Source organism: Sphingomonas sp. CFBP 13733, assembly GCF_014841795.1.
Lineage (GTDB): Bacteria > Pseudomonadota > Alphaproteobacteria > Sphingomonadales > Sphingomonadaceae > Sphingomonas > Sphingomonas aerolata.
Window position 1 is genome coordinate 70,695 of record NZ_JACYUP010000001.1, and the last position, 13,610, is coordinate 84,304.

Consider the following 13,610-nt stretch of genomic DNA (forward strand, 5'->3'; position numbering starts at 1 on the left):
GAAAACGACCGGTCCCGACGCTTGTGAACCGGCTTCGCTAGCCTTTGAGGTGCCGCCGTCGAAACGCGCTGGGGGTTTCGCCGAGGCGGTCCTTGAACACGCGGTTGAACATCACGAGGCTGCCGAACCCGGCGTCCATCGCGATCGTCAGGATCGGCACGTCCGCCTGGGCCGGGTCAGCCAGCGCGCTGCGGACTTCGGCGATCCGGTGTTCGTTGAGGTAGTCGCTGACGTTGCGATAGCCGAGCCCGCCATTGATGTACCGCCGCACGCGATATTCGGGCATCTCGACCCGCGCGGCGATCATTCCGATCGTCAGGTCGGGATCGCGGTAGGCGCGGTCCCGCGTCATTATTGCCGCCAGGCTCTCGCCGAGACCAACGTCGAGCGGTTCTGGCGCTGCAGCCGCTTGAACTTCGCCGACCACTGGGGCGGCGTCCGTGCTCAGGAAAACCTCGGGGTGATGCAATCCAAACAGCAGCGCGGTGATCACGAACGTGCCCATGAACAGCCCGGCGGCGGCGGTCATCTCGGATACGGCCAGTTCGCCGGTTGCACGGCCGACGATCTCGCTGCCAAGCAGCCACAGGATCATGAGCCCGATCGAGACCACGAAGATCGTCCGCGCCTGCCGCCGCGCCTCGACCAAATCGCTTTGCCGATTGCGCCATGCCAGCCACTGCGCATGGATCGCAAACGCCATTCCCCCTAGATAGACCGCGATATCGAGCCCACGGATCGGCGCGGCCAGTCCGCGCCCCTGCAGGCTGACGTACAGCGTGCAGCCCAGGAACGCCGCGGCCAGCGCCACATCGATCGGCTTGGGTCTGAACGCATCGTCGAACCAGGCGCGCGCGAACAGCCAGAACAGGGGAATCGCGGCGCTCGAGCTCAGATCGAGCAGCGGATCGAATGCGGTCGGCGCATGCGGCAACCCCGCCAGTGTACCCACCACCGTACACAGCGTCAGCGCCAATCCGAACCGGCTCGGCAAGGACGCCGGCGACCGCGCGAACACCACCGCCGCCAGCATCAGCAAGCCGATTGCGCCGCCACGGAGCAGAAGGTCGACTTCTAGGATCACTGTCGACGATACTGGGTAGTGCTTAACATGAGCGGCCGAAACCACGGCGCCGTCGATATGTCGAGCATTACCGTTTCTCGTTACTTAGCGTTGAGCGGCAACTTGTCTTTGCTAGTTGGCGCGAGGTTACCCGGACCCGGGGCTACTGAAGGTCGACCTCCGCATTTCGCGCTCTAAGACGAGGCATTTTAATCGCCGGAAGTAGACCGGTTGGGAGCTTAAACCATCACCGTCTCAAGCTGAACGAATGGCGGAAGTTGGTAGCCGGGAAGGGCACTCGAATGGCCAATTATGGGTCGTCTCGCGGCATACGAGTGGACTACGCTTCTCACTTCTGAGCACGGGTTAGGCTCTTTGCAACCCCGGCTTGCCACGCTCGGTAACGAAGGTGGTGTGCGTCGAGAGCGTGCCGTTCCGCGTCGCGATCGTGTCCAGAACTTTCAGGTCACCGCGCCACAGATCGCGGTCGACGTCGCACAAGACATAGCCACGCCTGTCGGTGAGCGCCTTGAGATGCGGATTTTCCGTCCGGGATGAGCGGGTATAGTCGTCGTCCTCGCCGACGCCGTCCGCCCCCGAGCTGATCGAGGTAGCGAGATATTCGCTGCTGATGATCTTGCCGTTGCCGTGATCCTGGATCAGGTCGCCGGCGTAATGGCGGTGCGCGTCGCCGCTGACGGTCATGACGTTACCGGGGCACCGCGCGTCGATATGTGCGAGCAGGCGGCGGCGGCTGTTCATGTACCCTGACCATTGGTCCATCGAGACAAGCTGCTCGGGCTGCCCTGCCTTGTGGTAGCCGAGGTTCATCAGGCACACCTGCTGCGCGATCAGGTTCCAGCGTGCCTTCGAGCGATCGAGGCCTTTGAACAGCCATGCTTCCTGCGGTGCGCCCGTGATCGACCGGTCGGCCGCGAAGGCGTCCGGTCCTTGCGGCGCATCGCGATCGCCATAGACCTGATCGGAACGATATTGCCGTGTATCGAGGAAGAACGCGTCCATCAGATCGCCGAAGCGTGCGCCGCGGTACATTTGCATGTGCGATCCGTCGGGCATCGATGAGCGGCGTAGCGGCATATGCTCGTAATAGGCCTGCATCGCCATCGCACGCCGCGTGCGGAACACCTCCGGCGTGGTGTTGTCCTGATCGATGTCGCCGGCCCAATTATTGTCGATTTCGTGATCGTCGAAGCTGACGAACCAGGGCGCGGCGGCGTGCGCGGCCTGGAGATCGGGATCGCTCTTGTACTGGGCGTAGCGTTGGCGGTAATCGCCGATCGAATAGATTTCGTGGCCGAGGTGGCGACGCACCAGCGGCTTCTTCGCGCCGCGCGCCTCTTCGCCGCGGTCCGGCCCCTCGTAGATATAGTCGCCGTAATGGAACACGAAGTCGATCGGTTCGGCGGCGATGTGACGCCATGCGGTGTAATAGCCCTCCTCGTAATGCTGGCAGCCGGCGACGGCGAAGCGCACGCGGTCGAGCGGTGCGCCTGGCGGGGGCAGGGTCGCCCCGCGCCCGGTGCCGCTACGCTCGCCGCCGCAGGTGAAGCGGTACCAATAGGGGCGTGCGGGAGCGAGTCCGGCGACCTCGACATGGACCGAATGCGCCAGCTCAGGGTGTGCGATCGCCTCGCCGCGCTGAAGCACCTGACGGAAGTCGGGATCGGCGGCGACCTCCCAGGCAACGAGCACAGGGGCCATCATCATGCCGCCATCGGGCTGGAGCGGTAGGGGCGCGAGCCGCGTCCAGATGACGAAGCCCGTGGCATCGGGATCGCCGGCCGCGACGCCCAACGTGAACGGCGGGGTGGGGAAGCGCGGGGCCTCGATCAGGTTGCGGGGCCGCACCTCGGCGGCGGAGGCCCGCCAAGGCAGGACACCAGCGGCGGTCAGGCTTCCCAGGGCGGACAGAAGATAGCGGCGATCGACTTCGTACATGGTCGTACCTCTGTTCGGCTTATCAGCGCAGCATGATGTGGAAAAAGGCACCCTGGCCATAGTCGTCGACTTCGCTGACGTAGCGAAGGCCGTTGCCGACCAGGAATTTCGGCTGGTCATTGAGCAGGTTGGTGATCTCGTATTTGAACGTCACGTGTTTCGTCACGCGGTGCCACAGGCCGAGGTTGACGGTGGTCAGCTCCGCGCGGCCGTTGTCGTCCTGCGCGGTCTCGCCGATGCCCTCCATGTAGCTGCCGCGGTGCGTGACGGTCGTGCGGAACGCGCCGTCGATCGCGGGCAGGCGAAGCGTCGCGCCGCCGTTGATGATCCATTTTGGCTGGTAGATCAGCCGGTCCAGGGTCCGCGTCCCCGCATCACTGGTGATCGACATCCGTCCCTTCAGCCAGGTTGCGTTGAAAAACGGATCGATCCGCTGGCCGAACAGGTTGACGTCGTGATCGGCGGCCTGGAACTCGACGCCGTACAGCCGCGAATTGTCGGCGTTGAGCGGCTGGCGGACCCGGTAGTTGACGTCGTCGATCAGCTGCGTCGTGGTCAGCGTGAAGATGTCGTCCTTGATCCACTTGGCGAACGCGCCGAGCGAGATGATGCCGTCCTTGTGGAAATACTGCTCGAACTGGACATCGAGATTGTCCGACCGACGTGGGCGCAGATCGGGGTTGCCGCGGCTGATCGAGCAATCCGCCCCGCCGCTGTCCTCGTCGCCACAATTGAGCGATTCCGGTTGCGCGATATTGCCTGGTGTAGGACGGCCGAGCGTGCGGCTGTACGAAAAGCGCAGCTTCTTGCCGCCGGCGAAGTCCTGGATGCCGGTGAACGACGGCAAGAGGTATTGGTACCCGCCTTTGTTCCGCGTCATCACCGCCGACGCTGTGCCGCCGGTGATCGTCGGCTGGAACGCGGAAAAGCGTGTATGGTCGTAGCGGACGCCCGCGACCAGCGTGGTATCGTCGGTGGCGTAATGGAGCGACAAAAACGGCGTTACCAGCCGCTCGGTGTATCGATAATCCCCGGTGATGCTGTCGTAGGTCGAGTTGGGTACGTCCTTGACGAACTTGGGCCACAACTCCTTCTTCACGCGCGCCCAGTCGACCCACGGGAACGATTGCGGTGCGCCCACGGGCACATAGCCTGGATCGTAGAGATAGGCGTTCATCGCCTGGCCAAGCTTGTATTCGGTCATATCGACGTTGCGCGACAGTTCCAGGTTGCGGAATTCGATCCCTGTGACGAACCCGAAGCCACGATCTTCGGGCTCGGCGTTCCAGCCATAATCGACGCGCGCATTCGCCAGCCCCTCGTTGGCCATGCGGTATGTCGTCTGCGCTGTGCTGAGCTTGTACGGCGATCCGAGCACGAGGCCCGGCTTGTTGATCCCGGTGACGTAAGGCAGCCCGCCGGTGCCGTCATTGCCCGCCGCCCAATCAAGCGAAAGCCCAGTCGGATAGGCGCGGACACCGATATAGGGCTGCGTATTGTCGTACCGGGCGCGGGTGTAACCGCCGCGAACGCGCAACGACGAGCGGTCGTCGTGCCATTCGACATTGCCGATCGCGCCGACCGTCGCCTTGTTCCAGGTATCGTAGCGATAGCGTGAATAGAGGCTGTTGATGTCCGATCCGCCACCCTCCGCGGTCAGGTCGCTGACACTGTTTTTGGTGTAGTAATCATTCTTGTTCATCGTCGAGGATTCCCACTGACGATAATTGAACCCGAGCAGCGACGCATAGATGTCGGTGCCGAGCGGACGCCATTCGAACTTCGCCGAACTGCCCGCGGTCTGGAGGCGGTTGGTGTAGCTGCCGTAGCTGTGGTTGTACGGCACGGCGATGCCGTTCCACGCTGGATCGTCGGGGCCGGCCAGCTTCTTGCCGGCGTCGCTAAAGTAATATTTGGTGTCCTGCCACCATTTGCGCGAGTTGCGGATGCGGTTCTCGTAGCGCGCCGACAGCACCACGCCGAACTGATCGCCCGCGCCGAACTTGTCCGCGAACACCATCTTGCCACCGGCACCGAAATGCGGCGTGCTGCCGTTGCCGGCGTTGCTGCCGCCATCGCCCTTGAACGACGAATAGATACCGTAGCCGTCGACCATGACATAGCGGCGCTTGAGGGCAAACGCGCTGCGCGTGACGATGTCGACGATCCCCCCGATCGCCGCACCATCCTGTTCGGCGGTAAAGGTCTTGTAGACGTCGTTGTGAAAGGCGAGTTCCGACGGGATCTGCTGGAGGTTGACCTTGCGCGATCCTTCGCCGTCATTGCCGATCGTCGCGAGCGTGATCCCGTCGATCGTGGTCTGGTTTAGATCTGGCGAGATGCCCCGGATGCTGACGAAGCGCGGCGCATCGCCATCCTCGATCGCGCTGATACCGGGCAGCAGGATCAACTGGCCTGCGACGCTGCCGTCGGCTGACAGCGTTTCGAGATCGTCGAACACGATTGAGTCACGTACCGACGTCGATTGCTCCTTGTCTGAGCGGATCGCGCGATCGCCCATGACGATGATGTCGGACTTGGTCTGCTCGGGATCAGCGGTCGGGTCTTCGGCGTTTGCGGCGCTAGCTACGAACAACAGCGGAAGCGCACAGGCCGCGGACGCGGCCAACCGGACGCGTCTGGCGGGCGAAAGGAACAGCATTGAGCCAGCATCTCCGAAAGGGGCGGGCAAAGAGGCTTCCCCAGAACGGAACGGCTGGCCCACCCAATGTAAGACCAATCTGCGGTCTCGAGCGCCTCGCCTATGATATCAACGCGACATAATCGCGTCAGTTATGATGACCTTTTATGACGGTCGGCATTATTAAGGCGCACTGTTCGGCCGCCTATCAAAGCTGTTCAGTACTGAGCGACGCCCGCACTCAGCAGCGCGACCAGGCAAGGCGGCTAATCTTGCATCGTTCGGGATGACTTTTGGAAGCCATCGATTTCCAGGCAGTCATTTCGACCGACCGCTTAAACGGATGGCAAGCGTTGCCGTGGAACTCCATGAAACAAGGGCGGAAGTTGGGAGGCGGGGAAGGGAACCCGAACGGCGACCTATGGGTCATTCCTGGGCTAGCTATAAATCTAGATTAATTGGCCATATCTTAGGTCATAATTGCGGCACATCGCCTCAATTTTTGAGTGGGACCTAAACGTTTGGCTGGAATTGCGCGTCAAAATCCTGAAGCGGCTATCTCAATCGTTTAGGATAGCGACCGCTCGTGTCCAGCCAGCGGAGCCATTCTTTATCTTTGCTGGAAAACAGGAAACCATGAAGCCGTTGCAGGGTAAGCGATCAAGGTTAGTGAGCTTTTCCATGTGGCAATAGCCGATGTCTCGGCCTGCCTTATGCCCCTCCCAGATCAGCGAGGTGTCGCCCGTCTCCTCAACCCGCTTGGCGGTGTGGCCGAACGGCGCGTCCCAAGACCATGCGTCGGTACCCGTCACGCGAACGCCGCGCGAGGTCAGGTACAGCGTAGCTTCGTAGCCGATGCCACATCCTTTCGCGAGAAAGTCGGCTTGGCCGAGCGCCGCGCCAGCGGCCGTATTGATCAGCACGATATCCAATGGCCGAAGCGTGTGACCGGCCGCGTCGAGCGCTGCCGCCATCTCGTCCGCCGTCACGACGTGACCGTCAGGGAAGTGCCGCATGTCGAGCTTGACCCCCGGCTGGAAGCACCACTCCAGAGGCACTTCATCAATCGTGATCGCACGTTCGCCGCCGTTCATCGTCGGATGGTAGTGCCACGGTGCATCGAGATGCGTTCCGTTATGCGTCGACAGCGTCAACGTCTCCGATGCAGCGAACCCTAGCCCGCCGGGAACTTGTTCGGCAGTGACACCTGGGAAGAAGGTTTGAAGCTCAGCGACGGTTTGGTCGTGCGTCTGATATGCGATCGAGGGTCGCATGAACGGTGGATCCGTTATCACGTCGGGATCGAGCGTGATCGACAGGTCGATGAACGTCCGCTTCATGCGACATGTCCTCCCAATGCTTCTGCGAGCCAGTCGGCGATGAAGTCGCGGCCGAAGCTCATATTATCGACGCCGACATGCTCGACACCGCCTTCGCGTTCGGTGAAGAACTTGAGTTCGCGTTTGGGGCTGTTGACGAGCTGGTCGTAGGTCCGGTGCGCATAGTCGCGGCCGATTTGTCTGTCATTGTCGCCGTGCGTCACCAGGAACGGCACCGTGATCCGGTCCAGTATGCCCTCGAGCGTCATGCCGGCAGCCTTGTCGAGGAACTCGTCCATGTCCTTGGCACCGAATACCCACATGACGTGATTCCAGTAGTGCGGCACGGGATTCTCGCCCTCGCGGCGCAGGCGCTTCTGCTGCACTTCCGCCCAGTCGTGGTTGGCGCCCCAAACCGCCGCTGCAGCGACCCGTGGTTCGAAGGCGACCGCCCTTGGTACGAAATACCCGCCGAGCGAGATGCCCGAGAGCCCGATCCGCGTAGCATCGACGCCGGCTAGCTTTTCCAGCCAGTCGACGACAGGGGTCGCCCAGCGCTCGCTTTCGTGGGTGGCGTGCAGCCCGCCTGAGCGCAGCGCCTCACCCGACCCTGGCTGATCGATGCACAAGGTGGATATTCCACGGCGCAGCAGGGCCTGAGGTAGGCCGGTCCAGTAGAGAAGCTCCTTGCAGCTATCGAGCCCGTTGACGAACACGACGACGGGCGCCTTGCCCGGCGCCTGTGTGAAGACACCCGGCACCATGCCTCCCGGAATTGCAATCTCCACGCGCTCTGCGTTTTCCTGGCCCAGCGCCATGGCGCGTCGGAAGCTATCCTGGCCTTTTGCGAACGTGGCGTTGCGCTCCGGCGTGCCTTGTCCCTGCATCCGTTCGGCGGTGATGTAGTACAGGCTTGCGCGCTGGAGTTTGGTGCCGGCGGATAAGTGCCGCCCCAATGCCTCGTCCTCGGCGGCAAGAACGACCAGCTTGTCGGCCATCTTGACCCACTCGCGCATGAACTGCGGGGTACCCGCGTCCTCGCCCGACTGTGCTGCTTCCAGCAGAGGGCGGCACATCTCCTCGATCTCGCCGATCCGCGCACCGCTTTCGATCGCGATGTCGACCGAGAGGTTCCAGACGTAATTATTGGGGAAATATTGGAACATGGCCATGGTGCAGATACTCAGAACATGGGGTGGGGGTTTTTGGACGATTGCGGCATTGGCTGGATGACATCCCAATGCTCGACGATCTTACCGTCCTTGAGGCGATAGATATCCGCTACGGCGCCGCCAGCCGTCTTCGGATCGCCGCGACCGAACAAATGGATGATCGCCAGATCGCCATCAACGACGATCCGTTTCACGACGAATGTCGCGCCAGGCGTCGAAAACAACGGCTCCAGCGACGTTATGGCCGATGCGCGACCGTCGGCGATGCCGGGATTGTGCTGGACGTAGTCCGGAACCACGAAGTCGTCGAACGCTCGCCGCACGTCTTTCGCGCGGTACAGGATATCGGCGAACCGCGTCATGATCGCGCGATTTCGTTCGGTCTCGTCGGCTCGACGGGCCGCGACCGGCATCGCCATCAGGGCGATGCCGGCCATGGCTATACCGGCCCGGATCATGCCGCGGCTGGTGTCCATAGACCTGCATCGGGTGCGGGCATAGGCATGGTCTGTGGACCGCCAACGCCCGTACCCCATTGGTCCATCGTGTCCGGCGAGGGGACATGAACCGTATGCTGGTGATGATCGTCGTCGACCTCTTCCAGCTCCGACGTGTATTCGACGACGTTCATCGCCGGCGTCGTGAAATAGCTGAACGTGTTGTTGCCCGCGGTATGGCGGCCCGGTCCCCATTTGATGTCGACGTCGTTCTTTTTGAGGCGGGCGATGCCCTTCATCATGTCGTCGATCGTCAGCACGTCATAGGCGACGTGGTTGAGGCACGGCGGTCCTGGTAGGAAGGCGAGACGGTGATGCCACGCATTGCAGCGCATGAAGCACATAAAGTCGCCGAGCCAGTCTGAGACACGGAAACCGAGTGCCTTCTCGTACCACGCCACGGTCGCCCGGTGGTCGGGCGAATGCATGACGATGTGACTGATCTTGACCGGGATCGCCTCGCCGCGCTTCAGATCGCGTGACTCCCCGCGCTCGACCTCCGCCGAGACCTCCAGGGTGTGGCCATCAGGATCGAAGAAGCGGAAGCCGTAGCCGCCACCCAGGGTCGTCTGCTCGTGAGGCTCGGTGATGATCTTGCCCCCCGCATCTTTGACCTGCGCGAAAAGGGCATCGACGTCGGCGCGCGTCTCGGCTGCCCATGCCATCACGTCGATCCGTTGTACGGCGTCCTGACGGAGACGTACGACATATTTCTCGGGCGTACCTGCGGCGGCGAAATACACCATGCCGTCATCGGCTTCGACCTCCGTCAGCCCCCAAACGTCGGCGTAGAACCGCCGTTCGGCTTCCAGGTCTGGAACTGCATAGCCGACGTAACGGACTTCTGAAACGCGTGCCATTTCCACTCTCCTTGCCTGCCGATCAGCGCCGGCATTGTAAATTCATCGTCAGTCGAACGCGACGGTTGCCGACAGCGGAAGGTCCAGCGACGATCCGCCAATGCGCAGCGTGGTCGGACCCGATGCGAACACCCATCGATTGCCGCTCCATCGCCGCAGCGCTACCGGATTGACGACGAGATGAATGTCCACCGTGCTGCCCGCAGCGACGACCTGTTTGGCGAAACCGGCCAGAGGACCGTCGGTACGATATGCCTGGACGACGGCGGCGCTGTCGCGCGAACCGTCGTTGCGCACGGTCACGACCAAATCGACGCCGTGATCGGACCGGGTGGTCGCGGTTGCGGCGACGTAGGTGAAGCGGCCGTAGCCAAGCCCTTCGCCAAACGCGAACGCTGGACGGATGCCCGCGGTGATCATCCCGCGGTAGCCAATGCCGATGCCCTCGGCATAAGGCAGCCGGCCGTCGGCGTCGGGGGTCGCATGTAACGCGGGATACTGGTCCTCCGATGCCGCCAGTGCGACGGGCAGGCGCCCCGATGGTTCGAGATCGCCTGCGACGACCGCGGCGAGCGCGGGCCCAAACGCCTCGCCTGGATACCAGACCGCCAGCAACGCCGCGGCGTCGGTGGCGAACCTTGTATCGAAGGCGTGCCCGACATTGACCGCTACGATCGTTCGCGGGTTGGCGGCGATTACGCGCGCGGCGAGTTTCTGCTGGTCGAGGGGGATCGCGGTGGTATTGCGATCCTTGCTTTCAACGCCGGCGTCCGCGGTCTCGCCGACGAGCAGCAGCACCGCGTCGGCGCCCCGAGCGATTGCCTCCGCCTCGGCCAGCAAGGTTGCCGCGTCGTTCGGTACCCCAAGCCCGAACCATAACCCATGGGCACGTGCGGGCGTGTACCGAAGCTCTGCTTCGATAAGTACAGGTATCCCCGCTTCGAGCAGGACTTCGACATGGTCGCTGTCGCCGCTTTTCAGCGCGCCCATGACGTCGCTTGCCGGGATCTCGCGGTCCGCAGCGAACACCTGCCGGCCATCAACGACCAGTCGTACCGATCCGGTGCCACCGATGTGCAGGCGGTGCATGCCCGTGACCGTCGGCATTATCCGCCCACTGGCCCGGATACCGCCGTTGCGGTCGAACGCGCCGAGGTCATGCATACCGTGAAACCACGTCAGCGAATTGGTGTTCCGCGTCTCACTGCCGAGCAGGCTTGCAGAGAAATCATGGCCACCGAAGTAATCGACGGTCATGCCGACGTCGCAGCCATCGCCGAGATCGCGCGCGGGGAGTGCAGGCATTGCCGGCAGCCGCGGCGAGGGGGGGCAGCCGGGAGCGAAGACGATCGTCTCCACGCCGAACCGCGCGCGCAGCGCCTCGACCGGCAGGATCGCATCGGGGCGGAGCGCGATCTTGGCGAACGTGCCACCCTGAAAGCAGGGGGCAAGCGCATTTGGTCCGATGACCGCCAACTGGCGAACGCTGCCCGGCGCGACCGGCAACAGGTCGCCATCATTGCGCAGCAGCGTGAAACCAGCGGCGGCTGCCTGGGCCAGGATGGTATCTCGATCCCCTGGCTCATCGCCTGCATCGCCGCCGGCCCAGGTTCGGGCAGCGATCTGGATTCTGTCGACCGCTTCCTCGACCCGGTTGACACCAACTGTCCCATCAGCCGCTGCGTCGCGCAGTTTCGTGCCCATGAACCGGGCGGGGCCAGGCATTTCGAGATCAAGCCCCGCGTTCAGGGACTCCGCGCCGGCATGCGTACCGAACCAGTCGCTTACCGTGAAACCACCGTAGCGCCATTCGTGGCGCAGGATGTCGGTCAGGACGGGCGCGTTCTGCGCGCAATAGTCGCCGTTGACGCGGTTATAGGCCGTCAGGATGCCGGCACAGCCAGCCCGGGCCACCATTTCAAACGGAAGCAGATAAATTTCGCGCAACGTCGTCTCGTCGACGATCGCGTCGTACCGATCGCGCTGCGTTTCGGAGTCGTTGCAGACCAGATGCTTGGCGATGCTGCCGACACGGCGGCTCTGCAAACCCCTGCTCCACGCGACGCCGAGCGTTCCGGCAAGCAGGGGATCTTCGCCGAACATCTCGAACACCCGGCCGGCGTTCGGCGAGCGAGCGAGATTGAGATTGGGCGCCAGCACCATGTCAACGCCCTTGCGCTTCGCTTCGCCGCCGACCAGCGCGCCGACGACGCCGGCGAGTGCCCGGTCCCAGCTCGCCGCCAGTGCGATGCCGCTCGGAGTCAGGATCGATACGTCGCGCTCGTCGACCCGGCCGCTCGCGATGCCCATCGGACCGTCGGCCATCTTGGCGGATGGGACGTCGTTCGCGGCAACGGTCGACCACATGTCGCGGCCCGCCGTGAACGATAGCAGCGTGTCGTTGATCATCGCGTAGCTCCGGCAAGCAACAGGATCTGGTCGGCCTGCATCGCGACCTGACGTCGCAGGCCGTCGTCGGCGAGCGATCCGTCCTGCGCGAACGGTTGCTGCTCGACGGTATTCACCGCAATGCCGATCGGGGTCGGCCAGCCGCGCATTGCATGCACGATCCCGCGCAATGCCTGAAGCGTGACACCGCAGGCTTGCCAGCCTGCTGCGGTGACGACCAGCCCAACGGCACGGCCATCGAAATAGACCCGGCGGTCGTCCCGCAGATCCTCGAGGAGATCTATGGCGTTCTTCACCAGGCCCGACACGCCGCCATGATAGCCCGGCGAGCCGATCACGATGCCATCGGCTGCACGAACGGCTTCGACGAATTCGCGCTGGGCATCGCTGCGCTCGGCGTTTTCAGGGGCGAAATGGGGGAGCGCGGACAGTTCTGCACCACCGAACATGCGCGTCGTCGCCCCGTTCTGCTCAGTCGCGGCAAGAACCGCTCTGACCATCCGTTCGCCGGATGATCCTGGCCGCGTGGTCCCCCCGATGCCAACGATGTACGGCGCGATCATTGCGCGGACTTGAACTGTGGCATGACGTCGCGTGCCAGCAGGTCGAGCGTGCGGTTCGCCCATTCGAGCCGCTGCGGATCGAGCGGCCCGGTCGTCGTGCCGCATAGCACGTTGCCGATGCCGAGTTCTGCATAAGGGGCGAGATGGTCGGCGACCGTCTTCGGACTGCCGTGCAGGCACCAGGTCGCGATCCAGTCCTCGGTAAGCGCCATTGGCGTGTCGTCGGTCTTCTGGTTCGCGGCATCGCGCTCGGCTGCGTCGTTATAATATTTCTCGCGATCGACCGCAGCCTGGTAGGCGCGCAGGATGATCTCCAGTTCCTCGCGTGCCTGGTCGTCGCTTTCGGCGATGTGGACGCATTGATAGGTGTGGGTTGTCCAGGACAGGGCATCCGCGACGATCGCCTCGTCATGACCGGCCGCCTCGAGCATGGCGCGATAAGCGGTGAAGTATTTGGTGACGTGCTTGAGCGGCTCGGTACCGCCGATGTTCGGCGGCGTGAACGCGGGAATGAACGCCGGCCAGCCATGCTCCGCGGCACGGCGTGCGCTGGCCTCCTTCATGGCAACGGGCATCAGCCGCGCGTGACGTTTGCCGTACATCGCAGGCGCGATGCGCTGCAGCACCTTGCCCTTATAGGGTCCGTTCTCGAATTCGATCGGCGCGTCGTCAATCTGCTTGGCCCAGAGCTTCTCGGCGATGGCAAGGTTGGCCTCCGCAATCGCCGAGGCTTCCTTGTAGTTCACGCCGAAGCCGATCATCTCCTCCGGCGTGGTACCAGACCCTACGCCGACCAGAAGCCTGCCCTCCGTCAACTGATCCAGGATGTTGACGCGTTCGGCAAAGCGGACTGGACTGTGAAGCGGAACCGAGGTGACTGAGAAGCCGAAATGCACTTTCTTCAGCTGGCCGGCCAGATAAGCGGCGAACATCATCGGGTCGCTCGCGACGGGCATGTAGCCGGTGAAGTGATGGTCGGGAAGAAAGACCGCGTCGAAGCCAAGGTCCTCGGCTTTCTTCGCGTGATCGACGAGATCGAGGATCAATTGACGGTCCTGGTCCGCAGCCGTGGTGCGGGCATTCAAGAAAACCGAAAATCGCATCAAATCTCTCCCGAAGTGGCGGGT

Annotated in this window: 10 protein-coding genes; all 10 read right to left on the minus strand. The window is 63.2% G+C overall.

The features are described from left to right. Positions 1–37: 37 nt before the first annotated feature. The 10 genes from IFT71_RS00245 to IFT71_RS00290 all read right to left on the minus strand — a co-directional run bounded on the left by IFT71_RS00245 (position 38) and on the right by IFT71_RS00290 (position 13,586). Positions 38–1,084, minus strand: a complete 1,047-nt coding sequence (locus IFT71_RS00245) for an AraC family transcriptional regulator (RefSeq protein WP_342212555.1) — start codon at positions 1,082–1,084, stop codon at positions 38–40. 345 nt (positions 1,085–1,429) lie between these two features. Beyond that, on the minus strand, positions 1,430–3,022 hold the full coding sequence (locus tag IFT71_RS00250) for an alkaline phosphatase D family protein (protein WP_192138735.1): 1,593 nt from the start codon (positions 3,020–3,022) through the stop codon (positions 1,430–1,432). 22 nt (positions 3,023–3,044) lie between these two features. Next, positions 3,045–5,684, minus strand: coding sequence for a TonB-dependent receptor (locus IFT71_RS00255; RefSeq protein ID WP_192138736.1), 2,640 nt, complete (start codon positions 5,682–5,684; stop codon positions 3,045–3,047). A gap of 539 nt (positions 5,685–6,223) precedes the next feature. Next, complete coding sequence (locus IFT71_RS00260; RefSeq protein ID WP_192138737.1) at positions 6,224–7,003, minus strand: cyclase family protein; 780 nt, start codon at positions 7,001–7,003, stop codon at positions 6,224–6,226. Then, complete coding sequence (locus IFT71_RS00265) at positions 7,000–8,154, minus strand: alpha/beta hydrolase family protein (RefSeq protein WP_192138738.1); 1,155 nt, start codon at positions 8,152–8,154, stop codon at positions 7,000–7,002. The genes IFT71_RS00260 and IFT71_RS00265 overlap by 4 nt, the downstream gene beginning before the upstream one ends. Before the next feature lie 11 nt (positions 8,155–8,165). Next, on the minus strand, positions 8,166–8,630 hold the full coding sequence (locus IFT71_RS00270; RefSeq protein WP_244654671.1) for a nuclear transport factor 2 family protein: 465 nt from the start codon (positions 8,628–8,630) through the stop codon (positions 8,166–8,168). Continuing rightward, positions 8,609–9,511, minus strand: a complete 903-nt coding sequence (locus tag IFT71_RS00275) for a VOC family protein (protein WP_192138739.1) — start codon at positions 9,509–9,511, stop codon at positions 8,609–8,611. Before IFT71_RS00275 ends, IFT71_RS00270 begins: the two co-directional genes overlap by 22 nt. A gap of 48 nt (positions 9,512–9,559) precedes the next feature. Next, positions 9,560–11,920 carry a beta-glucosidase gene (locus IFT71_RS00280; RefSeq protein ID WP_192138740.1) on the minus strand — a complete coding sequence of 787 codons (2,361 nt, stop codon included), beginning with the start codon at positions 11,918–11,920 and terminating at the stop codon, positions 9,560–9,562. After that, entirely contained in the window at positions 11,917–12,483 is a 567-nt protein-coding gene (locus IFT71_RS00285) for an NADPH-dependent FMN reductase (protein ID WP_192138741.1), read from the minus strand. The genes IFT71_RS00280 and IFT71_RS00285 overlap by 4 nt, the downstream gene beginning before the upstream one ends. Further along, on the minus strand, positions 12,480–13,586 hold the full coding sequence (locus IFT71_RS00290) for an LLM class flavin-dependent oxidoreductase (protein WP_192070883.1): 1,107 nt from the start codon (positions 13,584–13,586) through the stop codon (positions 12,480–12,482). Before IFT71_RS00290 ends, IFT71_RS00285 begins: the two co-directional genes overlap by 4 nt. Positions 13,587–13,610: the final 24 nt, after the last annotated feature.

What these genes read in the sequence shown, in the direction of transcription:
- IFT71_RS00250 (WP_192138735.1), bottom strand. Translation starts at nt 3,022, where the DNA reads ATGTACGAAGTCGATCGCCGCTATCTTCTGTCCGCCCTGGGAAGCCTG.
- IFT71_RS00255 (WP_192138736.1), bottom strand. Translation starts at nt 5,684, where the DNA reads ATGCTGTTCCTTTCGCCCGCCAGACGCGTCCGGTTGGCCGCGTCCGCG.
- IFT71_RS00260 (WP_192138737.1), bottom strand. Translation starts at nt 7,003, where the DNA reads ATGAAGCGGACGTTCATCGACCTGTCGATCACGCTCGATCCCGACGTG.
- IFT71_RS00265 (WP_192138738.1), bottom strand. Translation starts at nt 8,154, where the DNA reads ATGGCCATGTTCCAATATTTCCCCAATAATTACGTCTGGAACCTCTCG.
- IFT71_RS00270 (WP_244654671.1), bottom strand. Translation starts at nt 8,630, where the DNA reads ATGGACACCAGCCGCGGCATGATCCGGGCCGGTATAGCCATGGCCGGC.
- IFT71_RS00275 (WP_192138739.1), bottom strand. Translation starts at nt 9,511, where the DNA reads ATGGCACGCGTTTCAGAAGTCCGTTACGTCGGCTATGCAGTTCCAGAC.
- IFT71_RS00280 (WP_192138740.1), bottom strand. Translation starts at nt 11,920, where the DNA reads ATGATCAACGACACGCTGCTATCGTTCACGGCGGGCCGCGACATGTGG.
- IFT71_RS00285 (WP_192138741.1), bottom strand. Translation starts at nt 12,483, where the DNA reads ATGATCGCGCCGTACATCGTTGGCATCGGGGGGACCACGCGGCCAGGA.
- IFT71_RS00290 (WP_192070883.1), bottom strand. Translation starts at nt 13,586, where the DNA reads ATGCGATTTTCGGTTTTCTTGAATGCCCGCACCACGGCTGCGGACCAG.